This window comes from Streptomyces sp. NPDC037401, from assembly GCF_055602345.1.
Genome location: NZ_JBVJWO010000026.1, coordinates 88,528 through 114,360 on the forward strand (window position 1 = coordinate 88,528; position 25,833 = coordinate 114,360).

Genomic DNA, 25,833 nt, shown 5'->3' on the forward strand with positions numbered 1-25,833 from the left:
CCCCCTCGCTCGCCGGTCCCGTACGCATGCCCCCGGCGCGTCCGCCCCGGGTACGTCTTTTCGACCCAGTCTGGGGGACGGGCACGATCTTCTGCCCCGCGGAGACGGCCGTACGATGGACGGCATGACTGCTCCCGCTTCCCGTCGTGTCCTGCTCGCTGCCCCTCGCGGCTACTGCGCGGGCGTGGACCGTGCCGTGATCGCTGTCGAGAAGGCCCTCGAGCAGTACGGTGCGCCGATCTACGTCCGGCACGAGATCGTGCACAACAAGTACGTCGTCCAGACCCTGGAGAAGAAGGGCGCGATCTTCGTCGACGTGACGGCGGAGGTCCCCGAGGGCTCCATCGTGATGTTCTCGGCGCACGGCGTGGCCCCGGTCGTCCACGAGGAGGCGGCGCGCGGCAAGCTCGCGACGATCGACGCGACCTGCCCGCTGGTCACCAAGGTCCACAAGGAAGCGGTCCGCTACGCGAACGAGGACTTCGACATCCTCCTCATCGGCCACGAGGGCCACGAGGAGGTCATCGGCACCTCCGGCGAGGCCCCGGACCACATCACGATCGTCGACGGCCCGCACGACGTGGACAAGGTCACCGTCCGCGACGAGTCGAAGGTCGTCTGGCTCTCGCAGACCACCCTCTCGGTCGACGAGACGATGGAGACGGTCGACGCGCTGAAGACCAAGTTCCCGCTGCTGGTCTCGCCGCCGAGCGACGACATCTGCTACGCCACCTCGAACCGGCAGGCGGCCGTCAAGGCGATGGGCGGCGACGCCGACCTGGTCATCGTCGTCGGCTCGAAGAACTCCTCGAACTCCATCCGGCTGGTCGAGGTCGCCCTCGACGCCGGCGCCCGCGCCGCGTACCTCGTCGACTTCGCGAGCGAGATCGACGAGGCCTGGCTGGAGGGCGTCACGACCGTCGGCCTGACCTCGGGCGCCTCCGTGCCGGAGGTGCTGGTCGAAGAGGTCCTGGAGTGGCTGGCGGCGCGCGGCTACGCCGACGTGGAGCTCGTCAAGACCGCCGAGGAGTCGATCACCTTCTCGCTGCCGAAGGAACTCCGCCGCGACCTCCGGGCCGAGGCCGCGGCGCTGGTCGCCGATAAGTAGTGCCGAGGAGTAGTCCGTTTCGTACGGTGTGTCCATGCAGATCTTCGGCGTGGACATCGGCGGTTCGGGCATCAAGGGCGCTCCCGTGGACCTGGACCGTGGCGACCTGGCACAGGAGCGCCACAAAGTACTGACACCGCAGCCGGCCACCCCCGACGGGGTGGCCGGCTGCGTGGCGGAGGTGGTCCGCCACTTCGACTGGCAGGGGCCGGTCGGCGTCACCTTCCCGGGCGTGGTCACCGGCGGGATCACCCGCAGCGCGGCCAACGTCGACAAGTCCTGGGTGGGTACGGACGCCCGCGCGCTGCTGTCGCAGCGGCTGGGCGGGGCTCAGGTCACGGTCCTGAACGACGCGGACGCGGCCGGCGTCGCCGAGATGACGTACGGCGCCGGGCGCGGCCGCGCCGGCACCGTCATCCTGCTCACGCTGGGCACGGGCATCGGCAGCGCGCTCTTCACGGACGGGCGGCTGGTCGCCAACAGCGAGCTCGGCCATCTGGAGCTGCACGGCCACGACGCGGAGACCCGGGCCTCGGTGAAGGCCAAGGAGGACCACGAGCTGACCTGGGAGCGGTGGGCACGCCGGGTGCAGAAGTACCTGGTGCACGTGGAGATGCTGTTCTCGCCGGAGCTGTTCATCATCGGCGGCGGCGTGAGCCGGAAGGCGGAGAAGTTCCTGCCGCTGATCGAGGGGATCCGGGCGGAGATCGTGCCGGCCCAGCTCCAGAACAACGCGGGCATCGTGGGCGCTGCGATGGCGGCCCGCCGGGCCTCCTGACGCGGCGCGAGCGCCCTGCCGGCCCCGGCCATGCGGCGGGGCGCCCCGCGGTCAGGCCACGCGGCGCGGCATGCTGCGCCGCTTCCCGATCAGCACGGCCTTGCGGACCACGATGATCAGGGCGGCGACGAGGGTGCCGCCGTAGAGCCAGCCGGCGTGCAGCGACAGGGCGGTCACCACGCCCATCAGCTGCCCGCCGAAGCCGCCGGAGCCGCCGGCGATCGGCCAGACGCCGACGGCGAACGCGATCGGCACCGACACCGGGGCCGTGATCAGGTCGGCGGGGCGCACCCAGAGCGCGGTCGCGGCGGCGACGGGCAGGAACAGCACGCCGTACGCGACCACGGAACCGCCGAAGAGCAGCCAGGCCAGCCCCGCGGCGAGCACCATGGTCGCGCAGGCGAACAGCCCGCCGCCGAGTCCGGTCAGCCGGGGCGCGGGCAGCCGGCGCAGCAGCGGCACCGGCCGCGACCCGGGCCGCGACCCGGGCCGGGGCCGGGGACGGCCCGTCCGGGCCAGGCGGGCCTGGGCGGGCAGCGCGGGTCGGCGCCCCTGTGACGCCGCCTGCCGGCGTCGCTCGGGGTGATGCGGCGAACGCGTCCTGTATTGCTCCACCCGACCAAAGTAGGTCCGAGGGTGCCCGGCACCGCCCTTTGGACACGCGTTTCCCCGTACTTGACCGATAGTGGCTGCTCGGGCACCTGGTCGGCGACGGGCGGGGGGCCACGGACGGGGCCCGTAAACTGTGGAACGGCCTGACCTCGGGCCGCCCCACCTCCAGCTCACGGGAAGTCGCCAACGTGTCGCTCACGATCGGAATCGTCGGCCTGCCGAATGTCGGCAAGTCGACCCTGTTCAACGCCCTGACCAAGAACGACGTGCTGGCGGCCAACTACCCGTTCGCCACCATCGAGCCGAACGTCGGCGTCGTCGGCGTCCCGGACCCGCGCCTGGCGGTCCTCGCGGGCATCTTCGGCTCGCAGAAGGTCCTCCCGGCGACGGTCGACTTCGTCGACATCGCGGGCATCGTCCGCGGCGCCTCGGAGGGCGAGGGCCTCGGCAACAAGTTCCTGGCCAACATCCGCGAGTCGGACGCGATCTGCCAGGTCATCCGCGCCTTCAAGGACGAGAACGTCGTCCACGTCGACGGCAAGGTCTCGCCGAAGGACGACATCGAGACGATCAACACCGAGCTGATCCTCGCCGACCTCCAGTCCATCGAGAAGGCCGAGCCGCGCCTGACGAAGGAGTCGCGCCTCCAGAAGGAGAAGGTCGCGGTCCTCGCCGCGGTCGTCGAGGCCAAGAAGATCCTCGAAGCGGGCGACACCCTCTTCTCCAAGGGCATTCACAAGGGCACCGAGCAGGGCGACCTCCTCCACGAGCTCCACCTGCTCACCACCAAGCCCTTCCTCTACGTCTTCAACGTGGACGAGGACGAGCTGACGGACGACGCGTTCAAGGCCGAGCAGAGCGCCCTCGTCGCCCCGGCCGAGGCGATCTTCCTGAACGCCAAGCTGGAGGCGGACCTCGCGGAGCTGGACGACGAGGAGGCCCTCGAGCTCCTCCAGTCCGTAGGCCAGGACGAGCCGGGCCTCGCGACCCTGGGCCGCGTCGGCTTCGACACCCTGGGCCTCCAGACCTACCTGACGGCGGGCCCGAAGGAAACGCGCGCCTGGACCATCAAGAAGGGCGCCACGGCCCCCGAGGCGGCCGGCGTGATCCACACCGACTTCCAGCGCGGCTTCATCAAGGCGGAGGTCATCTCCTTCGCGGACCTGGTCGAATGTGGCTCGGTCACCGAGGCCCGCGCCAAGGGCAAGGCCCGCATGGAGGGCAAGGACTACGTCATGCAGGACGGCGACGTGGTGGAGTTCCGCTTCAACGTCTAATACGTCCGGCGAAAGGCCGTCTGACCTGCGGCGGAGCGGGTTGGGCGGCCTTTGCGGTCCGCACAGAGTCCGCAGCGCGCCGACTTCGGTCAGCGCGCGGGGAAGCGGCTACGCCGCTTCTTCGACCTGTGTCTGGGCATCGGCGGACTGGTCCGCGTACGCCTTGTCGACGGCGGCCCGGGTTCGCTCCTCGGAGTCGGGCCACAGGTGGGTGCAGATGTTCAGTGTCATGGCCGCGTTGGTGTGGCCGAGACGCTCGGAGACGGTCTTCACCGACTCGCCGTGCTTGATCAGCAGGCTGGCGTAGTGGTGCCGGAGGGCGTGGGGTCCGGTGCCCTTCGGTATGCCGGCCTTCGCGCAGGCGGGCCGCCGGGACCCGTCCATGAAGTGCGTGTAGACCACGGGGCCGCCTTGCGGCGCCGTGAAGATCCAGCCCTCGGGCCCATCGGCGGGGAAGTCCCGCAGGTGGGCCTTCATCGCATCCACCGCCACGCGGGGGAGTGGAACCGTTCGGTGCGAGCGGGCGGTCTTCGGCGGTCCGACGTACACGCCGTGCTTGGCCGTCTGCTGGATCTGCTGCTCGACCGAGACGGTTGCGTGCAGCAGGTCGAGGTGGCGGACCTGGAGGCCGAAGAGCTCGCCTGGGCGGAGCCCTGTGGAAGCGCCCAGCAGGACCAGGCCCTTGTAGCGCCGGGGTATCTCCTCGGCCAGCGTCCGGACCTGCTCGACCGCGAGCGGAACCACCTTCTTCCGGGGCACTGAGGGCAGCTTCGCGTCGGTGCAGGGGTTGTGCGGAATCATGCGGTCGCGGACCGCTGCCCGGAAGACCGCGTTGACCGTGTTGAAGACGGTGCGGGAGGTGCTCGCGGCGAGCTTGTGGGTGGTCGTCAGGCTGGTGATCCAGCTCTGTACGTCACCGGGCTTGATGGCGCCGAGTGCCCGCCTCTCCCAGACGGGGTAGGCGTAGCAGCGCAGGTGCTGGGCCACGGCCTTGGCCGTCGAAGGCCGGTGCGGCTGGCTGGCCCGCCACTCCTCCGCGTATTCCTTGAAGGGCTTCTTCGCCGACCTCGGGTCGACGTACTGGCCGGTGACCACGCTGGTCGTGACCTCGTCGAGCCAGCGCTGGGCGTCGATCTTGCGGTCGAAGTGGCGCGCGTGCTCCTTGCCGTCGAGGTCGCGGTAGCGGGCGCGCCATTTGCCGTTGGGTCGCTTCTGGATGTTCGCCAAGTGGGTCTTCTTTCCTCGGTGATCAGTGGTAGTAGCCGCCGCTTTCGATGTACTCGGCGAGGGCGCGGGCCTCGCGCTCCTCGCCCATGAGGCGGAGGACCTGCAGGTGGATGCCCTTCGAGCCCTCGGGGTGCGCCTCGATGTACTCGGAGATTGCGACGACCGCGTGGTGGAGTCGGTCCTGCGCGTCTCGGGACTCGTAGAACGCCTCGACTGCCTCCTGGACGATGCGCCGACCGTCGAGGTCGAGACCGTCCAGGGGTGGTGACATGAGTTCTTCGAGGGGCAGCTCGAAGACGCGGGCGAAGCCGAGCGCCTCATCGAGGGTGATCTTGCGGCGCGGGCTGCCGTTCTCGATGCGCCAGACGGCGGTCTGGTTCATCGGCACGCCAGCCTTGGTCATGCGGGCGGCCAGTTCGGTAGTGCTCCACCCCCTGACCTCGCGCTCCAGCCCGATGCGCGCCGCCGCGTTGCCCTCGCTGTAGAGCAGCGGCGCGCTGCCGTCGCCTGGTCCGTCCTTCATGTCACCCTCCGTCTCATGCCCAGTAGCTATCCCAATTGAAACATGACCTCTCCGGTTTGACTAGCCCGGCTCCGCGTGGCACCGTCTAGTCGAAACGGAAAGAACTCTAGTCGAACAGGAAAATCTTGGACCCCTACCTCACTACCGCCGAAGTGGCGGAGCGCTACCGCACCGCCGAGAGCACAGTCCGGTACTGGCGTCACACGGGCTACGGCCCTCGGGGCGTGAAGGTCGGTCGCCGAGTCCTCTACAGCGAAGCCGAGCTCGCTCGCTTCGACCAGGAACTACTCGGTCAGGACGGGCTGCGCAGCAACTGGACTCTGGGAGCTTGATGGCCGCCGACCCTGACATGGCGACAGCCCACGGCGTGAACACCCCACCCGAGAGCGAATCGAATCGAACCGGTGGAGCCGGTTCCGACAACCCGATGTACCACCAGAAGGAGTTCATATTGCTGCACCCCGCGACCCCGAACACCCCTGCCGCACATCAGGATGGGTGGCCCCCGGTGGCGGTACCTGGCCAGCCTGGCATTGTCCGGGACGAGGCGTCGGTTGAGGCTGAAGCAGCGCCACCTGCGGAGCCTGTGGAGATTCCGGACGCGCCGGCGACCGAGGGTGCCGCGCTGCTGTCAGAGCTACGGGGACAGATCGCCCGGTTCGTGATCCTGCCCTCCGAGCGAGCCCTGGACGCGGTCACGCTGTGGGTCGCAGCGACTCACCTCCAGCCCTCGTGGCAGCACGCCCCGCGCCTGGCCGTGGTCGGGCCCGCGAAGCGCTGCGGCAAGTCGCGGCTGCTGGATGTGCTGACCGAGACGGTCCACGAGCCGATGCTCACCATCAACACCACCCCGGCGGCGATCTTCCGGTCCATCACCGAGGAGCCGCCCACGCTCCTGGTGGACGAGGCCGACACCATCTTCGGCACCCCGAAGATGGCCGAGAAGAACGAGGAGATGCGCGGCCTGCTCAACGCGGGTCACCAGCGCAACCGCTACGTCACCCGGGTGGTCGGCAACGACCACACGCCCCACAGGTTCGCCACCTTCGCGATGGCGGCCCTGGCCGGGATCGGTGACCTGCCTGACACGATCATGGACCGCTCGGTGGTCATCCGCATGAGGCGCCGGGCCGAGGGCGAGAGCGTGCACCCCTTCCGCTCCCGCCGCGACACCCCATCCCTTCACAATCTCCGTGACCGCATCGCCGCATGGGCACGGCCGCTGCTGGACAAGGCCGCAGGCCTTGAACCGCCGATGCCAGTCGAGGACCGTGCTGCCGACACCTGGGAGCCGCTGGTCATCACCGCCGACCTCGCGGGCGGCCCGTGGCCACGCCTGGCTCGCTCCGCCTGCGCGCAGATGGTTGCCGACGAGGTCCAGGCCGAGGAGGACAACCCTGGTGGCGCGCGCATCCTCGCCGACATCCGCCGTATCTTCTTCGCCCAGCGCGAGCCGGAGAGCCTGACCACAGACGAGATCCTCGGCGCCCTGCGCGGTGACGCCGAAGGCCCGTGGGCGGATTGGGGTCGCAGCGGCCTGACGGCCCGCGAACTCGGTTCCCTGCTCCGCGAGTACGGCATCAGGCCGGGCAACGTCCGCCTCGCGGACAAGACCCAGCGCAAGGGCTACACCCGCAACAAGTTCCTCGACGCCTGGCGCCGGTACTGCCCCGGTGTCCACCCCGTCGACGCCGGCCCCGCCTCGATCGAGGGCTGAGACCCGCCCACCCCGGTTGCCGTCCGTGCCGTCCCTGCCGTCGCACCGCAGGTCAGACGCATGCAGCCAAGACGGCAACCGGGGCCAAGACGGAAGTCGATCAACGCTGGCCGCGCCGCACCACTGATACGCCGCCCGCATCCGTCTTGCCGCGTCCCAGGCGTCCTTGCCGTATCGCCGCAGGTCACAGGACGCCCGCCGGGACGGAACCAAGACGGAGCGCCGCGTCGCTGCCGTACCCCGCCTGACCTGCGCTTGCAACGGCCAAGACGGCAAAGACGGGCCACCGCAACAACCCCGCCACCCCTTGGAGTACTCGCACCACATGGCCACCCTCGCGCCACCTGCCCAGATAACCATGCCCAGCCGCGCCACAGCCTGGGACCATGCAGCGATCCTCGCCCTTGGTTCCGCCGGATGCGCGCTCTCGTACGACGCCTTGCAGCAGATGGCCGTGGCCATCCACGTCCGCGGATTTCTGACGTACCTTTTCCCGCTGCTCATCGACGGATTCATCGCCTACGGCGTGCGTGCTCTGATCATCCTGCGGGGCGCCCCGTTCCGTTCCCGCCTGTACGTATGGACCCTCTTCGGCACCGCCACCGCCGCCAGCACCTGGGCCAACGCCCTCCACGCGGTACGCCTCAACCAACAGACGGCCTCAGGCACTCTGCAGCTGAGCGACCTCACGGTCGGCATCCTCTCCACCCTTGCCCCGCTCGCGCTCGCGGGGGCCGTTCACCTCCGCATACTCATCACCCGCGAGACAGGTTCCGAAGCGGACACGGCGCGGGCCTCGGCGGTAGTGGACGAGGAGCTGAAGCCCCAGGCGCCAGGTGGCCGGCCGCCGGACGCATCCCTCGACCGGATCGTGGAAATCGGACGGGCCGCCGCAGCGCAGCAAGGACGCCTCACCCGGGCAGTGGTCCGGCAGGCAGTATCGGACGAGGGCCTCAAGCTAGGCGGCGAACGGCTGACCGACGCGATGAAGATCCTGCGACCCGAGTTCAAGACTGACGCCAACCTCGGCTGATTGCCGAGACGACGTTCCTGATCGGGTGGTCGGAACCCTTCCGACCACCCGATCACTCGCCCCTGTACGCCCCGTGCGGACCCTCCTCACCAGGGGGCAGAGCACCGGACGGCCTCGATCCCAGACGCACGCTGCCCCGTTGGCGTGCGGTCGAGCCGCCGCCCGCTGTCCCACGCATCGCGAAGGAGAACTCACCTTGATCGACAACACGAACGACGCTGCCTCCGGACAGAGGAGTCCTGACGTCCCGTTCCCACCCGATGACGCGGGAAGACAGGCCACAACCGCAATGCCGACCGGGAGCGGAGCAAGTTGGGCGGGAAGGGGACCTTCCCGCAAGGCCGACCGAGGCCGAGCAAGTTATCCCTTTGGATACTCCACCGTCGGTGGAGCATCCAAAGGGGCCGCCCGGCACCAGGGGGCGCCGGACGGGGAAGCTGCGGCCGAGGGCGGCCCGCAGCTCGAAGAGGACCGACAGCTGGCCCAACGGGCCAGCGCGAGAGATCGCGCAGAGCCGCTCTCCCGAATCCGGAGGCGTCACCGGAAGCCCTCGCAGCGCAAGATCGTCTGTACGGTCCGCCTGAGTGAAGAGGAGCTGGTCGAGATCAGCGCGGGCGCCCAGGTCTCCAACATGACGACCGCCGGCTTCCTCGCGCACTGCGCGCTTGCCGCGTCGAGTGACCTGAACCGCACAGCCGCTGAGGTTGCCGATGAACGAGAGATCGTTGTCGAGATCTTCGCCGCGCGACGTCAGCTCGGGTACATCGGCAACAACCTGAACCAGGTTGCCAAGGCACTGAACTCGGGGGCTGATGGTGTTGGTGCCCACTCCGTGCTGGAAGCCGTCCATCGCACGGCGAAGAGGCTGGACGATGCCGTGACGCGGCTGATTAATCATCGGAACGCCCGGCCGGATCGATCCGCTTCGTAGACCGGACGCGAGGCCCACGCTATGCGGCTGCCGGCGTTCCACCCGCTGCGTCCAGGAGGACCGCCCAGTCCCGCACCTCGGCGACGTGGCTCGGCTGGAGACCGGTGTAAGGGTCCGGCTGGACGAGGAGGGTGGGGTAGCCGCGGGCGGTGCGTTCGGCGGCCCAGGTGTGGTCGGCGGCGGCGAAGTCGTCGTCGATCCAGACGGCGGGGGCCTTGCCGAGCCACGGGTCGACGTGGTCGCGCTTCCAGAGGTATCCGTCGGGATGGCTGGTGGTGATCTGTGGGCGGGGGAGGTCGAGGTAGGGGAAGTCCGGCAGTCCCACAAGCGGCCCGATGATCGTGGTGGCGTCCTTGCGCCAGCTCGTGCACCAAACCGGGGTGAGGAGGCCGCTGGCCAGGAGATCGGTGAGCACCGGGCCGTGGCTGGGGTCGAGCCAGATGGGGACGGGATCGTCGGGGTGCCGGCCAGTGGGCAGGACGGTGTGGCGGACGTGGGTGGGCGGGGTGCTGCCATCTGCCGCCGGGAACGGGATGAGGACGCCGTCGATGTCCAAGAGCAGGTAGGGCAGGGTCATCGGTGCCTCCGGGGTCAGCGTTTGCGGGCGGTGATCAGGAGGGTGGTCGGCCACGGGTCGCGGCGAGGGTGACGCAGCTCCAACGCCGAGGTGTTGCGCAGGCCGTTACGCGCGAGGTGTGCGCCCCAGCGGCGGGCATCGAACTCCCATCGGGCGATGGGTAGCCGGGTGTGGTCGGGCATGGTGACGTAGTCCTCGCGCGGACGGTCGTCCGTGGACGGATGTCTTCCGGCCCGTGCCGGGTGCGGGACGGAGAAAGCCAGGACTCCAGCCGGCTTGAGGCGGCGGGAGATCGCGGCGAGCAGGAGCTCGGGGGCGACGAGGCCGACGGCGCCGAAGACGGAGTAGACGGCGTCGAAGGTCTGGCCGGTGGCCTGCAGGTGGTGCAGGGCATGGCCAGCAGCGAAGGTGGCGCCGTCGACGTGTCCGTAGTGGGAGCGGGCGCGGCGTATCTGGAGGCCGACCAGGTCGACACCGGTGACGCGGGCCTGGTGGTGCTTGGCGAGGTGGGCCACGTTGTGGCCGGGGCCGCATCCCAGCTCCAGGAGGCGCTTGCCGCGCAGGTCCCGTCCCAGAATCTCAGCTCCGGGACCGAGGCCCGCGTGGGTGCTCCACTCCATCCGGGCCGGTGCGGTGAGCGCATGGGCGGGGGAAGCGGCTATGCGCTGGGCTGCGTGGGCGTACCAGGGGGAGACCTGGGCGAGCACCTAGACCTCCAGGAGTTGGACCACGTCATTCAGGTGGCGGCGGACGACAGGGATGTACGCGGGGTCCTTGGCCGGGTCGTTGATCCAGCGGATGGCCTGCTCCATGAACCACTCGACGGCCCACATACGATGCCAGCCAAGGGCCCATGCCTCGGCAGCGAGGCCGCCTCGGGCGGCGAGGGCGTCCTCGTGCCCGCCGGCGGCGACGTACTGCTCAAGGAACACCCTGAGCCGGACGGGGCTCGGCGCGTCGGTGGTGCCGTGGTAGGAGGCGAGGTCGATCAGGCCGGGGCCGGTGAAGGCGCGGGCGAAGTCGAGGAGGTGCCAGCTGTTCTCCCCGATGTGGACGCTCGTGGGGTGGAACTCGGAATGGACCCAGCCGAACGGGTCGAGCGTCGCCCCTTGAACGCGGGCCGTGGCCGCAGCGGAGATCTTCGCCAGCGCGGTTTCGATGTCGTCGCAGTCCGTCCACCGGTCGGCCTTCCGTAGCCGCTGGAGGTGATCGAGAGCTTGGCCGGGCAGGGCCGCGAGGCCCGCGCCTTCGAGGAGGGGCAGGCCGCCGGCCGGGCGGGCGGCGTGGAGCATCATGGCGGCGGCGACGCCATCGAGGTCGTCGGCATCCCGCACGGGGGTGCCGAGGTCGTCCATGAGCATCCCGAGCCACTTGTTCTGCATGGCGGTGGCGTGGAGCTCGGGGACCGGCAGCCCGCGCTGGTGGGCCACCCGCAGGGCCTGGGCCTCGCGGTCGAAGGGCTCCTTGGCGTACTTGAAGACGGCCGTGGTGCCGTCGGGGAAGGTGACGCGTTCGACGCCGGACATGCCCCAGACGCGGATCTCGGCACGTTCGGGGAGGGGCTTGCCGACGAGGGCGCACAGGTCGTCCAGCAGGGCGGCGGTCAGGCTCTGGTCCATGGGGGTGACTCCAGGGGGCTGGTGGGCGCCGGGGCGGGCGAGCGGGTCAGCCCGCCCCGGCGCCGTACGGGGGGTTGGGGTTATTCGGCCGCGGTCACGCGGTGGGCATAGACCTGCTCGATCCAGCCCGCCTTGAACTCGGCCAGGTCGTCACGGAAGTTCGCCATCGAGGCACCGTAGGGCGCGACGACCCCGCCGGACTGGTCCGGCACGGACTGGCAGCCGTGCACGAGCCGGCCGCCGAGCGCGGCGTGGGCCTTGATGGACTCGATTCGGCAGTGCTCGTTGAACCAGCCGCCGTGGTAGACCTCGTCCAGCATTCCGCCCGTCTCGTCATCCAGGTCGAAGACGACGGAGGTGGCGGCGGGGAAGAACCAGCACGGCCCGACGTTGGAGATGTGCCCGTCCAGCTCGACCTTGTTGAGCGCCATCAGCGTGGCCGCCTCGCGCAGCATCCGCAGGTGATCGGCGGTGATCTGCGGCAGACCGAGGCCGGCCAGGTGCTCCTCGCGGAAGAGGTACGAGTAGACCCCGTACGCCGTCGCCAGGACGCGGGCGGCGTCCGACGTGGACTCGCCGTGGTTCTTGATGAAGTCGAGCGCGAGCTGCTCGACCGTGCTCTCGGTCGTTTCGTCCACGTCGAGGAGCTGGGCCTTGACCAGCTCCCAGTCGGCGACGAGCCAGGTGTTGGACTCGAAGCGGAAGAAGTACTCGGCCGGGTCGATGGTGATGCGCCGGCCGTCCACCTGGATGCCGGGCAGGCGGCTCCAGCGCGGGTCGAAGGCGTCGGGCAGCCCGACCGTGATGGTCGCGGTGTCGATGGTGGTCACCGTTTCTCCGTCTCTGATCGTCCGGGGCCGGGGCATAGGAATGCCCGAGCCCGGTAGGGCGTACGGAACTTGGGGGCCGCCCGGCCCGAGAGTGGGGCGGCTGTCGATAAGTGAACCGCCCGCTACACAGAGTGGGTACGGTGTGACCGAGGCCAAGCGGTATACGCGGTTTACAGCTCCGGAGCGGAGGAGATCGTGCCAGCGCCGACCAACCCCAACTCCCGCCTGCGCGACACGATCAATGCTGCCGGGTGCACGTACGACGCAATCGCCAAGGACGTACGCCGCATCGCCGCCGAGAACGGCGAGCTGCTTCAGACCAACAAGTCGGCGATCTCCCACTGGGTGAACGGCACGCGCGCGCCGTCAGGCCAGACAGGGCAGTACCTCGCCGAAGCCCTCTCCCGCAGAGTGGGCCGCGTCGTCACCCAAACCGAGCTCGGTCTCCGCTCATTCGACACGGAGTCGCCACCGGACACCGACCCCGTCACCACGGTCACGGACCTCGGCCGCGCGGACGTCGAACGCCGCCGTTTCCTCGCCATCGCCGCCTTCACCACAGCCGGCGTAGCCATGCCGCTCTTGCACGACCACGAAGCCACCTCCCGCATGCTCCGCGCCCGCACCGCCCGCTCCCTCGTCGGCAGCGACGACATCGACGTCGTACGGCAGATCACCGCAGCCTTCAGCGCCGCCGATGAACGCCTCGGCGGCGGCCATGGCCTGACCACGGTCACCGCCTACCTCGCCGACACCGCAGCCCCCATGCTCCGTGGACGGTTCCCCTCGGAACCCTTACGCCAGGCCGCCTTCGGTGCCGTCGCCGAACTCGCCTACCTCGCCGGCTGGAAACACCACGACCTCGGCCACGAAGGTGCCGCCCAGCGCTACTACCAGGTCGGCTATCAGCTCGCCTGTGAAGCCGACCCCTACGGCCACGCCGCCTGGATGATGCGCGCCCTCGCCCACCAGGCTCTCAGCCTCAAGCAACCCCACCACTGCGTCGACCTCGTCGAAGGCGCCCTCACCCGCGGCCTCGGCCACGTAGACGGCCAGACCGAAGCCCTCCTCCACATCACCCACGCCCGCGCCTACGCCGCCACCGGCGAGAACCCCTCGGCCGCCCGTGCCCTCCTCGCCGCCGAAGACGCTCTCCTCCGGGACGACGGCCCACAGCCCAGCTTCTCCCGCGTCAGCGGCCCAGCCGCCGGCACCGTGGCCAGCCACACCGCCCGCACGCTCACCGACCTCGCCGACCACATCGGCACCGAGCAACAACACCGCGACGCCCTCACCCGCTGGGACCCGGAGAAGTACAAACGCGTCCACGCCCTCACCCACGCCGACCTCGGCGACAGTCTCGCCGCCCAGGCCCGCGCCGACGAAGCGGTCGCCGCCTGGACGCAGGCCCTCGTCCTCATGGAGGGCATGACCTCCGACCGCACCCGCAAGGCGATCTCCTCGATCCGCTCCACTCTCGCGGTCTACCAGCGCCGCCGCGTCCCCGGCGCCGCCGATCTCGCGCGCCGCGCCCGCGAGGCCCTCGCCTAACATGCCCAACAACCCGCCCGACGAAGGGAACCCCGTGGCTCAGCAGACCGACGACCGCTCCCAAGCCCTCAAGCCGGCGCTCGACTCGATGACCCTGCTGGTCGCGGCCGTCATCGTCCACGACAAGGCCACCAACTGCGTCGTCCTCCTCCAGCGCAGCGAGAACGCCAAGTTCGCCCAGGGCATGTGGGACCTCCCCGTCGGCAAGAGCGAGCCGGGTGAGCCCATCACCGAGACCGCGGTCCGTGAGCTCTACGAGGAAACGGGCCTCACGGTGAAGCCGGAGTCCCTCAAGGTCGCCCACATCATCCACGGCGCCTGGGGCGTCGAGGCTCCCAACGGCTTCCTCACGGTCGTCTTCGCCGCCCACGAATGGACCGGCGAACCCGAAAACCGCGAACCCCGCAAGCACTCCCAGGTCCGCTGGGTCGACGCCGACGCCATCCCCGAAGCCTTTGTCGACACCACCGCTAGTGCCCTCCACCACTACCTGACCAGCGGCGCGGAGGTGTCCCTGGACGGCTGGCCAACCCCATGAGCATCACGTTGCTCTGCTGGATTCCGTTGGCCAGGCTCGGCGCCAGAGGGACCGGGTAGGCGCATGGGCAGTGTCTCGCCCGCAGGGGGACTGGGTTCAGATCAGGTCGCCCCTATCACGGATGAGCTTGGTGATTGAGACCACCCTCGGGCGGCCAACATTACTGACCCCAAAACCGAGCCCATACCGATAGATCTCAGGGATCCAGTATTGGTCGTTCTCCCTGAAGAGGACACCGTTTGCCTCGAGTAGGCGAGCCTGCACGGAATCCAGCTCCACGGACTCGAGAGTGAAGGGCACCTTGCGGATCTCCTCTGGCAATGCCCGCAGATGCCTGAAGACGGTTCCGACTGGTACGTTTTCCAGCTCCATCGCGGAGATCTTCTCGCTGCTTGACTGAGGCAGCGCCCTGCGCATCGCAGAAGGAGTCAGTAGGCGATCCGACCATCGTCCAGCTTTTTCGTCACCTGCTGAGTCGCTGGCGGCCTCGGCCAGGAAGTAGACGATGTCTCGTGCCTGAATCTGCAGATTGAAATCGGAAAGGGCGGCGAGGAACCACTCTTCGGACCGTGCCTCTCGAGAGCGATCCGACCCAAGTTTCTGGCCCCACACCTGGACGAGAAGTCGAGAGAGTGTTTTGGTTCCAGCTGAGCGGATGCTGACAGATTCGTCTCGGGTAAGGACTCTGGCCCGTTCGCCGACCCAGGCCACCAAGCGAAGCGCTTCGGTGCGGTTCCAGCGGAGCTCATAGGCGCGATGCCGTTCAAGAAACTGCTGGGCGTTTTGCGTCACGGAGTTCAAGACGAGGTCGCGCCGTACGAACACCACCAGGCCCAAGGGGCGCCCGCGAAGTGAGCGAAGCCATTCGGGGCAGCCGGTGAGTAGTGCCCTCAGTGCGCGCTGCTGTTGGATGTTGCTGCTGAAGTCCTGGAATAGGTCTTCGAGCCCGTCGATCACGAAGATCGCTCGCTTGTTTCGTGCCAGGTCCGTGAGTGCCGACTCGGCGGTCTCGGGCGTGGCACTCAGGCCAGCTGCTCGTGCCAAACACGTCAACCACACCCGGCGCCATCCCACCTCGTTCATGTCCGTGTCTAGTGCATCGGTGACGAGATCGCGGAGTGACAAGAAACTAGCCGGTTCGCCTTCGGTCAGATCATTTGCGGAAGCCTTCTGAACTTCTTCAACTTCAGCTCGCAGTTCATCGGCGAGATTCTGCGAAGCCATAACGGGCACTAGCGGGGCGCGTAGTTCAACGCCTTCCACTCCAGCGGCCCTGGCGAAGGCGTCCCAGGTTCCTTGTCGGCACATGCGGAGATACGTGAAGGTCTTTCCAGACCCCTTGGCTCCAACAATGATTTCGACTGGAGCCTCGGTTCTGTGGGTCGAAACCAGGTTCACGAGAGCTTCGGTCGGTAGGAAGTCTTCCTGGACCTGTGCCGTCTCGGCATACGTAAGACTTCGGGCCAGCTTCGCCAGAGCCTCGCGGGTGCCCTGAGGATCGTCGCGAAGGCCCGGCAGGGCAGATTCTGATTCGGCCAGCTCGAGGGGTCTAAGGGCGTCTGCGAGTCCGGATACCACGGATCGCAGCGTGGTTCGCTCGATTCTCTCGCAGACGTCGGCCCAGCCTCGGGGAAGCGCAAGCAAAGGAGAAAGAAATGGGCTACTGAGGGGCTCGGATGCCACATCGCGGTCGACCGTGGTTTGATCACCACCCTCACCAGAATCGTCGGTTGGCGAAGTGATGGTTCGGGCGACTGCCTCCATCAGCGTTGCCGCCGCTTCTGACAACTCTGTGCTGTGTTCCTTTTCTTGAAACTGAGTGAGCAGCACAGCACAAGCTGGATCGGTCGATCGGCGAGATGGGGCACGATGGGCCAGATGACGCAGCAGGTTCGTTGTGCCCTGGACTGACTGGTCGCTGATGGTGGTTACAAATACCCGGTGCACTCGAGGGTCGAGAAGGATTGGCGCGCTGAGCTCGCTGGTACCGGCCCTCAGGTCGATCAGAACAGTGTCTGCCCCTACGGAGTGGGCAAGTTCCGCCAGTGCTTCGGTCAGGATGTACGGCGGCCTGTTGTGCGTGAGCAGGTCCACCGGCTGGATTCGGGGGGGCCCGACCCGCGCGGTGTCCCGGGTGGTGGGTAGGACGATGACGCCGTCCTGTTCTTGGTTGAGCAGGAACTTTCGGGCCATTGCGATGGCTCGGCCGCGGTCGCTGCCTGCAGAACCGTGCAGCAGCGCGAGGAAGTCGTCCAGCGCGAAATCTAGTCGGCTTCCCTGGGCGGCGACCATCCAGCTGATGCCTGGCGCTTCAAGGTCAGCATCGACCAAGAGCACGCGCCGACCTCCCCCTACGGCTTCAGCGCCCCGCTCAGCCAGCTCACGGGCCAGTGCGACGCAGTGCAGCGTGCGACCTACTCCACCCTTGAAGGAGTGGAAGGCGCAGATTCGTACACCGTTTGGGAACGACTCGGAATCTGGTGCGGGTAGGCCCTCCGCTAGTTGCCGGACGATACGCCGCTCGCTCCAGCGGGGCTGCCTGGTCACCTCGGTGAGTTCTGTCGCTGAGCGAAGGTGGACCTCAAGGGCGTCCTCGTGGCGATCACTCTCAAGGGATTCCAGGAGAATCGCTTGGCGCCCGGGGTCTACAGTCAGGGGGCCGAGCCGCCTGGCAAGCCAGGCCCACACGGCTTCGGGGTCTGTGCCCTCGGCCACGGTGAACTCGACACTGTCCCAATAGGCATCGACCTCGAGCAGCCAGGGCTCCCACTCACCCCGTGATGCGAGCTTGGCGAAATGCTCGTCGACATCCACCCACGTGTAGAGGTGGCTCGGAGCCGGAAGGCTCTCCTTGACGGTCACCGCTTGTGCTCCCTTCGACACCATTCGCTGAGACTGCTCAACGCGGCATCCGCAGCTTTCTCGTCATCCCCATGCAGCGCGGCGCCATAGCGCCAAGCCTCGTGGAGCTGATGCTGTTCCACTCTGTTCCGTTCGTCGTGTCGACGACGGCAGCCAGCCAACTGGCCTATTGTCTCGGCGCTGAGGTTGAGCGCCTTGGCGAGGGCCCTCAGATTGTGTGTCCGCAGCTCAGGGGGCAGGTCCGCAGTGCTCTGGGCATTCGTTCCGTTCTTGCCGAGGATCGCCGCCTTCAGACCGCATTCCACGCTGTAGAACTGCAGCAGGCGGGCTGCGGAGTCATCTTGTCCGGCGGCGCTGTTGCGGAGCCCTGCGTAGCTCCGGACCAGGTCCCCCACCCCTACCTCTACTCCCATGCGAGCAGCTTAGGGCGCGGAAGGAGCTACCGGAGCCGACCCGTCGGATTGCGTCGCAGCGAACTGAGAGTGCTGCTATCCCGACCAAAGGGGGACGCGTCGCTATCCGACGCTGTCTCCGAAGAGGAGCTCGTATGGCAGGTGTTCGTCGTCCGGAACGGACGGTACGTAGTTCGGGGCCGTTCGTGCCGCGACGGTCAACAGTCGGGCGGCAGCTTCCTCTTCGGAGGTGGGGGCGAGTCCGAGGGCGTACAGGAGTCGGTCGCGCTCGGCGTCGAAGTCGGGGTGGTCGGCGTGGAGCTCCGATCGCAGCTCGCTGATCGCGAAGCCGTTCGCCACGTCCCGCCAGAAGGGCAGCACGACGATGAGCGTGACGGCCTCGACGAGGTCAGCGCCGATCAGAGTGGCCCGGCCCTCGGAGTCGGCGTACAGCACGGGCCTTTCCTCGGCCCCAGCTTTCCCGCACAGGTAGTACGTGCCGTCGGCGCCGCAGCCGGCTATCGGGTGCAGCGGTGCATCCGCGGGAAGGACCAGGTCGTCTATGGGGTCCCGACGGTCGATGTCGAAGTCGCCGGGACAGACGAGCGAGGCGGCCAGAGATGGGTTCTGCTCGATCCAGCGGAGCAGAGCGTCTGATGCGGTCATGGGCGGAACGTAACAGCGTCGTCGGACAGAGGGTTCCGCCGAGTGGTGGCGCGAAGCCGGAGGGTGCTGTCAGTGGGCCGTGGCAGTGTGCGGCCATGAGCTATGACCTGGCGGTGTGGGAGGGCGACAGACCTCGCGACGATGTGATCGCGGGCAAGGTCTGCACCCAGCTGTACGACCGCTACATCGACACGGCCGAAGAGTTTCCGCCGTCGCCACGTATCGCCGAGTACGTCGCCCGGCTGCTGGCGAGATGGGTGGACCTCACGGAGGATGAGGAGGACACCTCTCCATGGTCGACGGGGCCGTTGATCGGCGAGGCGTCCGGGCCGTTCATCTACTTCCCGATGCGCTACAGCATGGCCGAGGAGGCTTCGGCCTACGCTGCCGATCTCGCGGGATCGATGGGGCTCGTTTGCTACGACCCGCAGGCTCGGCTGCTGCGGCCGTGACCCTTCGGATCGAGTGCGGGTTCTGGCGACTTCCCGCTCCTCCCTTTTTTCGGGATAGGAAAAGGCTCCCCGCCGCGGTGTGCGGTGAAGGGGAGCCTCGGAGAGCCGACCGCCTACCGGATCAGCTTCCGTCCTCGTCCCGTGCGCGAGGTGCGGCGGGTCGGTCCGGGTTTTGCGAGGCGCCCCAGAAGTACGGAGGTGCCATGTCGTCCTCGCGCGCCTCCTGCCAGCCGTGGTTCCGTTCACCCGCACCGCTCTCCGCTGCCCCCGGCGTGAACGTGCTTGCGGCCGCATCAGTGAACGGCGAGCCCCCCGTGGAGCCCTCGCCCGAAAGTCCGCCGTCCGGCCCCTCGCCGTCGTCCTCGTCGGGTGCCGGGAGAACGAGCCGCCTGATCTCCTCGGCGGCTTCGTCCAGCCCGGCCGCTTCCAGGCTCCGCACTACACGGTGCACGAACACCGTGTACTCGTCCATGTCCGGCTTCAGGCCTACCGCCGCCAGCAACAGGAGCAGCCGATCCGAAACCCCCACTTCCTCTTCGTGGTCGAACGCCCCTCGTCCCTGGCTGTGTCCGTCCCACAGTGGGCCCCCGACGGTCGCCTCGCTTCGCGCGCCCACGGGCGGGACGAGCAGGTGACGGAAGAGCTCAGGCACCTCCTCGTCGTTGGCCGCCGCCGCGATCTGGGCGAGCGGGCCGATCATGTCAACCGCCTTCTCGATTTCGTTCTCGTGACGGGCCAGCCACCACACCACCGCGCTGCCCGCGCTCTTGAGCACGTCGTCACCGAGGTAGCGCCGCTTGTTGCGCTCGTGCTGACGCTCGTACTCCCAGATTTCCTCGTCCTTGCGAAGGTCGTTCAACTTCCGCAGGCGCTCGCGGTCGGCGGGGGCGAGAGTCAGCGTCACATCCGCCGCCAGGGCCTTCACCCGTCCGCTCCGGTCTGGGAGCGGGACGCCCAGTTCCCCCTCCAGGAGATACCGCGCGAAGCTCGCCCGGCCGGGCTCCTCATGGCGGACAACCTCCACGGCCCGGCTGACGACCGAGGACACGGCGAGGGCCGGTGAGGCGCCGTCGGACCGCCCGGCGTGGCCGGGGATCGGCCTCCACCACACGGTGGCGGAGAAGAGGAAGTCGTAGCCGTCCGTCGCGCTCGGCAGCGCCGCGTCGACCACCCGCGTCTCCTCGTACGGCTGCTCCGTCGGCGCCGCGGGCACCTCGGGTTCCCTGGGCACGTACGGATCGGCCGCCGTGCGGCCACCGCTGAGAACCGTCATCACGAGCAACAGGGAGCCCGAGGTCGTAACCATGGACATGAAGCCCCACAGCCAAGCCGACCAGTGCAGGAGGTTTCCGAGTACAGCCGGTGCGAGGCCGCAGAGAGCGACGAAAAGCAGGCTGGGAAAGCGGTGTTTCATCGTGCCTCTTCCGCGGTCCGTGGTCCGGCGCCCGCACGCTCCGTACTCTCCGTACGGGCGTACTGCGCGTGGTCGATGTGCTGCCAGAAGTGGGCGGCGACGGCCGCCCGGGACGGGTGGCGCGCGGACCCCGCCCAGTTGCAGGCGACGGCGTAGAGGCGGTGGAGAGCGGCTGTCCGCCCGTGCGCCGCCCCGACCATCACGCTCAGCGCAATTTCCCGCGTACTGTCGCCCGCCACGGCGTTCAGCCAGCTGCTCACCAGGGGGCTCCAGAGCTCCGTCGGCGGCTGGGAGAAAACCGTCCCCCAGCCCAGGAACAGGTCTGGCCATGGCGGCGGATCCGGTGCCCGGTCGCTCATCAACAGCTCGGTGAGCAGGCGGAGATGGGGCTCTGCCCTGCGTGGCTCCCGACGCGTCCGGTTCCGCACCCGGTCGATCAGTAGCCGGTAGAGCCGCCGGTCGCGGCCGGCGAGGTCGAGAAGTGCCTTCCCGGCCTCCCTCGCCGCCTCCCCCTTCCGTACGGCGAGGTAATGGAGCCGCACCATCGCCTGATCCGGGTGTGTCGCGCCGAGGCTCTGGACGCAGGCGGCGGTCAGGACGCGGACGAGACCGTCCGGCAAGGGGCCGGACGTTGCACACTCGTACATTCGCCTGCGGAACCATCCCCCGAACTCCTCATGACTGAGACCGAGCTCGAGGGCCGCTACGGCTCGCGGGTCGCAGGACGCCCCGGTCGTGCGGTCCGCCCAACGGACCACGAGGTCGAAGAGGTGGTCGGGCCGCCCGACGGACAATGACTGCTCGCCGAAGCGGACGACGACGTTCATCCGGTCGTCGGTGGTCAGACCGCGGAGCCCAGCTGCATGGCCGATCCAGTCCCTGAGGTCGTCGCGCGTCCCGGGGAAGTTCGCCCAGAAGTACGTCCGTACCGCGTCGGCGTAGGCCAACTGCCCGAAGCGGAGCCGTCCGGCCGAGTCCCGCTCGATCCCGAGCGCTGCCAATCGCTCCCCGAAATCCGTCCGCGCGAGCTCGGTCGTCGCCTCTTCCTCGTGCCTCACCGTCCTCATCAGGTCGTGCCACACCTCGTAGACGGTGTCGGCGCGAGCCTCCTCGAACACCGCCGTCGCAAGCAGCAGTGCCCGCTCGGGTGCGGTGCGGACCGTGGCCACCTGTCGGCCAACCTCACCGGCACGGTCGGTCACCGCGTGCATCGCCTGGTCGAGCCATCCCGCGAAGTCGGCGCCGAACCGGCGGCTATCGCGAGCGGCCCTCACCAGCCCCGCGAGCCGCGCCAGTTCCCGCATGGGGGAGCGGTCGTACAGGCGCTGGAGATCGGCACCCCGCAGATCCGCGGGGCGGAAGGTCATACGGTCCATGCGGAGGTACCGGGTGACGACAGCGATGCCCCGGGGGCGCCCCAGCTTCACCGTGTGCGGTTCGAGGTCCGGCGCGTGGGCGTGCTCCATGCCCGACGGCAGGACGACGACCATGTGGGCCCCCGCCTCCTGGACCTGTGACCGGCGCACGGCCAGGCGGCGCTGGGCCTTGGCGTACGCCTCCTCATCGGCGATCCCGGAAAGGTCGAGGAGGAAGCGCTCCCCCTCACCGGGGGCGAGCGGGACCTTGTCCTCGTCCTTGTCCTTGTCCGTGGCGGGAAGCTCCTCGAACCGGGCCCCCTCCTCGTCGGCGCCCCCGTCCTCACCGAGCTCGTGCAGCAGCATGATCGCCGCGGCGCGGCGGCCGCTGCCGGGCGGAGCCTCCAGCAGTACCACCGATCCGGGCTTCTCCAGGCGGTCGGCAGCGACGCGGTAGCCCACCGGCGGAACGAACCGGTCGGCCAGCCGCACCCGGTCCTCGCGGACGATCCGGAGGGGCTCGACCCCTTTGCGGATCATCCAATCCGCCCCGACGCTGTAAAAGACGTACTGGGACCCCATGCCGTTGTTCACCGGGCCACGCGGATCATTGACGGTGACACGTTCCTGCTCGGTCATCGCTCGTCGTCCGAGCGCCGGCGCTCGCGCTCGAAGCGCTGGTGGACCGTACCGCTGTTGTCGCCCGCGGTGAACTGGACCCCGGTGTTGTCGCCCTGGAAGTGGGGGGCGTTGTACTGGTGGCCCCGACCGGTGTTCACGGGCCCCTGCGGCTCGTTGACGAAGGTGCCGGACAGGTCTCCGTTGAGGTTTCCGATGCCGCCGCGCACGCGCTGCTCGACGTCACGCGTCCGCATCCTCGTCTCCCCGACATCCTGGGCCGACTTCTTGCGGGACTTCGTCTCCGCCCGCTCCCGCGCCGCACGGGCGTCGCGGTCCACCGCGCCAAGTTCGGGCAGCAGCCGGGCGAGGGCATCGCCGAGCGCCGTCAGGTCCGACTCGGCGTTGCGGTGGTCGAACCGCCTGTACTGGCAGTCCGCCAGCTCCCGCAGGTCGTCCGGGAGGACGGCGCGGTCGATCCGCGTGGCCTTTCCGACGAGCACGGGGATCACCAGGATCCCGCGGTCGAGCGCGGTCTGGATCTCACGACGGGTCCAGTCCTGTTCGGCTTCGAGGGCGGGGCGGCCGTCGGCCCCCCGCACCTCCGCCCAGCGCGGTCCGATCACGGCGAGGAGCGCCTCGCACTCCTCCACCGCCCTGACCAGTTCCAGCGGGAAGCGGTGTCCGAGCTCTATCGAGTTGCTGGCGAAGAAGATCCGCTCGTCGTCGAACCGCCGGGCGAGCTCCCGGGCGATCATGGTCGCCGCGGATTCCTCATCGCCTGTGCGGTAGTTGACGAAGACGTCGGGCATGAAGGGTCCCTTCGTGAGAGGAAGACAGAAGACGGGGGTGAATGGGTCCGCGCGCGGGGGCTGCTGGCCGGGGCACGAGGCCCCGCCCAGCCCGGGCCATGAGGTCCCGACCGTGTGACGGCATGGCGCGTCCACGGGAGGACGTCTGGATAGAGGTGCGCCGCCCGGCGCGTCACTGGTCGCGGGCAGCCGGAAGACGGGGGCGCGGTGCGGCGCGTCGGGCGGGGATCAGAGGGTCCCGCCAGGGATCGTGGGATCCGGAGGGCCGGAGGGACCGGGTAGTCCGGCGAGCCGGGCGGCTCGAGCCGGTGTCAGTCGTGTGTGGGGGCGAGTACCCGCGCTAGCGACGGTTGCAGATCGCGTACGGCCCGGCTGCTCCGGAACCGGGAGAGTTCCCGCGCGAGACGCCGAACGTCACTGTTCACCGTCACCGAGGGCACAGCCGGCATCACCCCCAGGAGCTCACCGGCGATCGTGCACGCGTGCTCGACCTCTCCGGAGGCGGCGTGGGCCAAGGACCTGCGGAAGCCATACCTGGCGCGGGTTCGCAGCGCGTGCGGCGAGAGGTGGCGGCACTCCTGGTCGAGGACCTCGGCGGCGGCCTTGGGGCGACCGAGGTCGTACAGGCACCAGCCCTTTGTCATCGCCGCCGGATCGCTCACGTGGGTGGTTCCGATCACGGGCTCGGCGCCGCTGCGGGCGTCGTCGCTGTCCAGCAGCTCCCGTGCCCTGTCGAGGCTGCGGAGGCAGGCGCGTTCGTCGCCGACGAGCGCGTGTCCCTGGGCCTCCCGTTGGGCTGCGAGTCCCCGGATGCGCGGCGGGAGTTCGTCGCTCTGAGCCCGGCGGGCCAAGGCGATGGTGCCTGCTGCGTCGCCGCTGTAGAGCGTGACCAGGGCGCGTCGGACGAGCGCGTAGGAACCGAGGTGCGGATCGCCCCCGGCGCGCGCCAGTTCGGCGGCCTCACCGGTCCAGCCGAGCGCCGCGCCACTGTCCCCGGCCTCCTGAGCCATCCAGCCGGTGAACTCGGCGAACCGCGACGCGAGTAGGAGCGCGGGGGTCCGAGTGGCGGACGGGGTGTCGGCGGCCAGTCCGGCGACCATGCGCGTCTGCGTCTCCAGCAGGGGAAGCAGGACCTTCGGTGCGGTGGACTGGCCGAGCTTGCGTAGCTGGTCGAACTGCGCTCGGAAGGAGGGAAGGAGGGGGTCGGCGGCAGAGAACGCCTGACCCCCGAGTTTGAGGCCGAGATCGATAAGTGCCCCCGTACCAGCCGCGAGGACCTCCCGGCGCCCGACGAGCCAGAGGCTCCTGGTGGCCGGGGTTTCGGTGGTGTCCGAGTCGGTCTCGGGGTGGATGGCCAAGCGCTGCAGCTCGCCGTTCGCGCCAAGGAAGGCGTCGCACCGGCGGGCTAGTTCGGGGGACGCGGAGCGCTCCCCGCGCTCGACCTTGCTGAGGTGCCCCTTGTCGTAGTTGAGCGCCACGGAGAACTCGGTCAGAGTCAGTCCCGCTCCCTGACGTAAACGGCGAAGTTCCGGGCCGAATCGTAAAGTTGCACTCATCGTTAACCTCCCCTTGAAGGGCGACCGTGGGAGCCGTATGCCCTCACTTGGAACTCTCGTTCGACGTTCACTGGTCGACACGAAGACCGGCGACGGATACCCGCCGTGATGGAGTCGTTTCGCTTCGCATCCGAGAGCGAGTTTGACACGAGGCGCGCCTCGCGAATCGGGGTTCGACGGTGTTGCCTGTTGCCTCTTCTGTTCTCTGTTGTTCGCCGTCTGTTCCTTGCCGTGACCGGAGTCGACCAGATCGGGGCGAAGCGATCGAGAGTGGCGGGGGTGGGGCAGGGCTGCAGCGGGGATCGCCCACCTCCTCGAAGGCCTCGATAGCGGTCAGCTGCCCGAAGCCGCCGAGGGAGGGGAGCCCGTCGATGATGGCGGGGATGGCGTAGGAGTCGATCCAGATCAGTTCCGCGCGGGCGTCGTAAGACTCGTCGGCCTTGCCGTCGAGCGCTGGACGAGAGCCTCGATGTGCGAGGTCATGATGCCGGGTGGTCGCGACGGCAGAAGGTGGGAGCCAGCAGAGCACCGAGCGGTCGTCGGGCCGCGGGGTGCGTTCGTCGGCGTCCCCGTCCTCGAAGGAGTCGCGCGACAAGTCGATGGGGAGCCAGGCAGGGTCGAGCGGCTCGTCCTCGGCCGCAGGGCGGGCGTACTCAGACGGGGCAGATCCCTTAGGAGTCGGGCATGGTGTCGAGCACGCGATGCCCGCAGCAGGGGCAGGGGTAGCGGTGGCTCGCCAGCGCAGTCTCGTTCACCGTCCGGCCGGTGTGTCATGGAATTCAGTGCCTCGGCACCCCGGCCAGTCCGCAGAGAGTCCGCAGGACACCCGTAAACAGCCGTCGGGATCCAACGCATGCCAACGAGGAAATCCCAGGTCAGAGCCCTGGGCGGGGCTCCGCCGCAGGTCAGGAGCGGGCCGCAGGCATTCCGCTTCAACGTCTGAGCGGTTCACGCAGGTCGGAAGGGGTCGACTCCTCGGGAGTCGACCCCTTCGGCATCACCGCAAGTTGACACGGCGTTCCCCGGTCCGTAATGTTCTCCGAGCTGTTCGACGTGAGCACCGGCTCCGGTCGGCCCCGGACAGTTATCCCGCAAGATCCACAGAAACCGACGGTGCTTTGTCGTGCCGTTCTGTCTTCCGTGCGCTTTTGCGGAATAAGGAATCCGCCGCGCCCGAGATTTGAGCGCGAGCCGCCCGATTAGCGTCGGGGGTGGGAATCCGCTAGAGTCTCACTCGTCGGAACGGCCCAACGGCCGGGAAGACAAATCCCGCTGACTGGGAATCAGACGCCGAAAGGATCTGATAGAGTCGGAAACGCAAGAACGAAGGAAGCGCCCGGAGGAAAGCCCGCGAGGGTAAGTACAAAGGAAGCGTCCGCACCTTG

Annotated in this window: 24 protein-coding genes; 10 read left to right on the top strand and 14 right to left on the bottom strand. The window is 68.7% G+C overall.

Annotated features, from left to right (window positions below; genetic code table 11):
- Positions 1-115 precede the first annotated feature (115 nt).
- Both ACZ7H1_RS25785 and ppgK read left to right on the top strand, forming a co-directional pair.
- On the top strand, positions 116-1,108 hold the full coding sequence (locus tag ACZ7H1_RS25785; protein WP_470790091.1) for a 4-hydroxy-3-methylbut-2-enyl diphosphate reductase: 993 nt from the start codon (positions 116-118) through the stop codon (positions 1,106-1,108).
- Between the two features lie 34 nt (positions 1,109-1,142).
- A complete protein-coding gene (ppgK, locus tag ACZ7H1_RS25790; protein WP_470790093.1) occupies positions 1,143-1,886 on the top strand; it encodes a polyphosphate--glucose phosphotransferase in 744 nt (247 codons plus the stop codon).
- Positions 1,887-1,937: 51 nt separating this feature from the next.
- Here the strand turns inward: ppgK and ACZ7H1_RS25795 are convergent, their stop codons facing one another.
- On the bottom strand, positions 1,938-2,348 hold the full coding sequence (locus ACZ7H1_RS25795; protein WP_470790095.1) for a DUF6542 domain-containing protein: 411 nt from the start codon (positions 2,346-2,348) through the stop codon (positions 1,938-1,940).
- Positions 2,349-2,686: 338 nt separating this feature from the next.
- On the opposite strand from ACZ7H1_RS25795, the gene ychF reads away from it, so the two are divergent.
- Positions 2,687-3,775, top strand: a complete 1,089-nt coding sequence (gene ychF, locus ACZ7H1_RS25800) for a redox-regulated ATPase YchF (protein ID WP_470790097.1) — start codon at positions 2,687-2,689, stop codon at positions 3,773-3,775.
- 108 nt (positions 3,776-3,883) lie between these two features.
- On the opposite strand, the gene ACZ7H1_RS25805 is transcribed toward ychF, so the two are convergent.
- Positions 3,884-5,002 carry a tyrosine-type recombinase/integrase gene (locus ACZ7H1_RS25805; protein WP_470790099.1) on the bottom strand — a complete coding sequence of 373 codons (1,119 nt, stop codon included), beginning with the start codon at positions 5,000-5,002 and terminating at the stop codon, positions 3,884-3,886.
- Between the two features lie 22 nt (positions 5,003-5,024).
- Positions 5,025-5,525, bottom strand: a complete 501-nt coding sequence (locus ACZ7H1_RS25810; RefSeq protein ID WP_470790101.1) for a helix-turn-helix domain-containing protein — start codon at positions 5,523-5,525, stop codon at positions 5,025-5,027.
- 125 nt (positions 5,526-5,650) lie between these two features.
- Here ACZ7H1_RS25810 and ACZ7H1_RS25815 point away from each other — a divergent pair, with 125 nt between their 5' ends.
- The 4 genes from ACZ7H1_RS25815 (at position 5,651) to ACZ7H1_RS25830 (ending at position 9,206) form a co-directional block, all read left to right on the top strand.
- Entirely contained in the window at positions 5,651-5,857 is a 207-nt protein-coding gene (locus ACZ7H1_RS25815; RefSeq protein WP_327300976.1) for a helix-turn-helix domain-containing protein, read from the top strand.
- A gap of 254 nt (positions 5,858-6,111) precedes the next feature.
- On the top strand, positions 6,112-7,242 hold the full coding sequence (locus ACZ7H1_RS25820) for a DUF3631 domain-containing protein (protein ID WP_470790102.1): 1,131 nt from the start codon (positions 6,112-6,114) through the stop codon (positions 7,240-7,242).
- A 325-nt stretch (positions 7,243-7,567) separates the two neighbouring features.
- Entirely contained in the window at positions 7,568-8,275 is a 708-nt protein-coding gene (locus ACZ7H1_RS25825; protein ID WP_470790104.1) for a DUF2637 domain-containing protein, read from the top strand.
- A gap of 289 nt (positions 8,276-8,564) precedes the next feature.
- A complete protein-coding gene (locus ACZ7H1_RS25830; protein ID WP_470790133.1) occupies positions 8,565-9,206 on the top strand; it encodes a plasmid mobilization protein in 642 nt (213 codons plus the stop codon).
- A gap of 19 nt (positions 9,207-9,225) precedes the next feature.
- Here the strand turns inward: ACZ7H1_RS25830 and ACZ7H1_RS25835 are convergent, their stop codons facing one another.
- From ACZ7H1_RS25835 to ACZ7H1_RS25850, 4 genes are all read right to left on the bottom strand, one after another.
- The gene (locus ACZ7H1_RS25835) at positions 9,226-9,783 is read right to left on the bottom strand and encodes an HAD domain-containing protein (RefSeq protein ID WP_190101486.1); all 558 of its coding nucleotides are present in this window, start codon (positions 9,781-9,783) and stop codon (positions 9,226-9,228) included.
- A 14-nt stretch (positions 9,784-9,797) separates the two neighbouring features.
- Positions 9,798-10,490, bottom strand: coding sequence for a class I SAM-dependent methyltransferase (locus ACZ7H1_RS25840; RefSeq protein ID WP_470790105.1), 693 nt, complete (start codon positions 10,488-10,490; stop codon positions 9,798-9,800).
- On the bottom strand, positions 10,491-11,402 hold the full coding sequence (locus ACZ7H1_RS25845; protein WP_470790107.1) for a phosphotransferase family protein: 912 nt from the start codon (positions 11,400-11,402) through the stop codon (positions 10,491-10,493).
- An 80-nt stretch (positions 11,403-11,482) separates the two neighbouring features.
- Positions 11,483-12,232 carry a hypothetical protein gene (locus ACZ7H1_RS25850; RefSeq protein WP_470790109.1) on the bottom strand — a complete coding sequence of 250 codons (750 nt, stop codon included), beginning with the start codon at positions 12,230-12,232 and terminating at the stop codon, positions 11,483-11,485.
- 195 nt (positions 12,233-12,427) lie between these two features.
- Between ACZ7H1_RS25850 and ACZ7H1_RS25855 the strand changes: the two genes are divergently transcribed.
- Entirely contained in the window at positions 12,428-13,783 is a 1,356-nt protein-coding gene (locus ACZ7H1_RS25855) for a tetratricopeptide repeat protein (protein WP_470790111.1), read from the top strand.
- A gap of 1 nt (position 13,784) precedes the next feature.
- Positions 13,785-14,321 (top strand): NUDIX domain-containing protein, encoded by a 537-nt coding sequence (locus ACZ7H1_RS25860; protein ID WP_470790112.1) that lies wholly within the window; start codon positions 13,785-13,787, stop codon positions 14,319-14,321.
- A gap of 96 nt (positions 14,322-14,417) precedes the next feature.
- Here ACZ7H1_RS25860 and ACZ7H1_RS25865 read toward each other — a convergent pair whose 3' ends face one another.
- From ACZ7H1_RS25865 to ACZ7H1_RS25875, 3 genes are all read right to left on the bottom strand, one after another.
- Positions 14,418-17,183 (bottom strand): ParA family protein, encoded by a 2,766-nt coding sequence (locus ACZ7H1_RS25865; RefSeq protein ID WP_470790114.1) that lies wholly within the window; start codon positions 17,181-17,183, stop codon positions 14,418-14,420.
- Positions 17,180-17,596 carry a hypothetical protein gene (locus ACZ7H1_RS25870; RefSeq protein WP_470790116.1) on the bottom strand — a complete coding sequence of 139 codons (417 nt, stop codon included), beginning with the start codon at positions 17,594-17,596 and terminating at the stop codon, positions 17,180-17,182. The genes ACZ7H1_RS25865 and ACZ7H1_RS25870 overlap by 4 nt, the downstream gene beginning before the upstream one ends.
- Before the next feature lie 102 nt (positions 17,597-17,698).
- Positions 17,699-18,241 carry a hypothetical protein gene (locus tag ACZ7H1_RS25875; RefSeq protein ID WP_470790118.1) on the bottom strand — a complete coding sequence of 181 codons (543 nt, stop codon included), beginning with the start codon at positions 18,239-18,241 and terminating at the stop codon, positions 17,699-17,701.
- Positions 18,242-18,336: 95 nt separating this feature from the next.
- Between ACZ7H1_RS25875 and ACZ7H1_RS25880 the strand changes: the two genes are divergently transcribed.
- Positions 18,337-18,693: a hypothetical protein gene (locus ACZ7H1_RS25880; RefSeq protein ID WP_362861861.1), complete on the top strand. Its 357-nt coding sequence runs from the start codon at positions 18,337-18,339 to the stop codon at positions 18,691-18,693.
- A 121-nt stretch (positions 18,694-18,814) separates the two neighbouring features.
- On the opposite strand, the gene ACZ7H1_RS25885 is transcribed toward ACZ7H1_RS25880, so the two are convergent.
- The 4 genes from ACZ7H1_RS25885 to ACZ7H1_RS25900 all read right to left on the bottom strand — a co-directional run bounded on the left by ACZ7H1_RS25885 (position 18,815) and on the right by ACZ7H1_RS25900 (position 24,448).
- Positions 18,815-20,107 (bottom strand): hypothetical protein, encoded by a 1,293-nt coding sequence (locus ACZ7H1_RS25885; protein ID WP_470790120.1) that lies wholly within the window; start codon positions 20,105-20,107, stop codon positions 18,815-18,817.
- On the bottom strand, positions 20,104-22,101 hold the full coding sequence (locus ACZ7H1_RS25890) for a hypothetical protein (RefSeq protein WP_470790122.1): 1,998 nt from the start codon (positions 22,099-22,101) through the stop codon (positions 20,104-20,106). Before ACZ7H1_RS25890 ends, ACZ7H1_RS25885 begins: the two co-directional genes overlap by 4 nt.
- Positions 22,098-22,892, bottom strand: coding sequence for a TIR domain-containing protein (locus ACZ7H1_RS25895; RefSeq protein ID WP_470790123.1), 795 nt, complete (start codon positions 22,890-22,892; stop codon positions 22,098-22,100). The genes ACZ7H1_RS25890 and ACZ7H1_RS25895 overlap by 4 nt, the downstream gene beginning before the upstream one ends.
- Before the next feature lie 311 nt (positions 22,893-23,203).
- Positions 23,204-24,448 (bottom strand): helix-turn-helix domain-containing protein, encoded by a 1,245-nt coding sequence (locus tag ACZ7H1_RS25900; protein WP_470790125.1) that lies wholly within the window; start codon positions 24,446-24,448, stop codon positions 23,204-23,206.
- Positions 24,449-25,833: the final 1,385 nt, after the last annotated feature.

Bases quoted from the DNA above. Each gene is read 5' to 3' on its own strand.
- ACZ7H1_RS25900 (WP_470790125.1), bottom strand. From the start codon at position 24,448: ATGAGTGCAACTTTACGATTCGGCCCGGAACTTCGCCGTTTACGTCAG.
- ACZ7H1_RS25825 (WP_470790104.1), top strand. From the start codon at position 7,568: ATGGCCACCCTCGCGCCACCTGCCCAGATAACCATGCCCAGCCGCGCC.
- ACZ7H1_RS25885 (WP_470790120.1), bottom strand. From the start codon at position 20,107: ATGAAACACCGCTTTCCCAGCCTGCTTTTCGTCGCTCTCTGCGGCCTC.
- ACZ7H1_RS25845 (WP_470790107.1), bottom strand. From the start codon at position 11,402: ATGGACCAGAGCCTGACCGCCGCCCTGCTGGACGACCTGTGCGCCCTC.
- ACZ7H1_RS25880 (WP_362861861.1), top strand. From the start codon at position 18,337: ATGAGCTATGACCTGGCGGTGTGGGAGGGCGACAGACCTCGCGACGAT.
- ACZ7H1_RS25835 (WP_190101486.1), bottom strand. From the start codon at position 9,783: ATGACCCTGCCCTACCTGCTCTTGGACATCGACGGCGTCCTCATCCCG.
- ACZ7H1_RS25895 (WP_470790123.1), bottom strand. From the start codon at position 22,892: ATGCCCGACGTCTTCGTCAACTACCGCACAGGCGATGAGGAATCCGCG.
- ACZ7H1_RS25870 (WP_470790116.1), bottom strand. From the start codon at position 17,596: ATGGGAGTAGAGGTAGGGGTGGGGGACCTGGTCCGGAGCTACGCAGGG.
- ACZ7H1_RS25810 (WP_470790101.1), bottom strand. From the start codon at position 5,525: ATGAAGGACGGACCAGGCGACGGCAGCGCGCCGCTGCTCTACAGCGAG.
- ACZ7H1_RS25890 (WP_470790122.1), bottom strand. From the start codon at position 22,101: ATGACCGAGCAGGAACGTGTCACCGTCAATGATCCGCGTGGCCCGGTG.
- ACZ7H1_RS25830 (WP_470790133.1), top strand. From the start codon at position 8,565: ATGCCGACCGGGAGCGGAGCAAGTTGGGCGGGAAGGGGACCTTCCCGC.
- ACZ7H1_RS25875 (WP_470790118.1), bottom strand. From the start codon at position 18,241: ATGACCGCATCAGACGCTCTGCTCCGCTGGATCGAGCAGAACCCATCT.
- ACZ7H1_RS25860 (WP_470790112.1), top strand. From the start codon at position 13,785: ATGCCCAACAACCCGCCCGACGAAGGGAACCCCGTGGCTCAGCAGACC.
- ACZ7H1_RS25785 (WP_470790091.1), top strand. From the start codon at position 116: ATGGACGGCATGACTGCTCCCGCTTCCCGTCGTGTCCTGCTCGCTGCC.
- ppgK (WP_470790093.1), top strand. From the start codon at position 1,143: ATGCAGATCTTCGGCGTGGACATCGGCGGTTCGGGCATCAAGGGCGCT.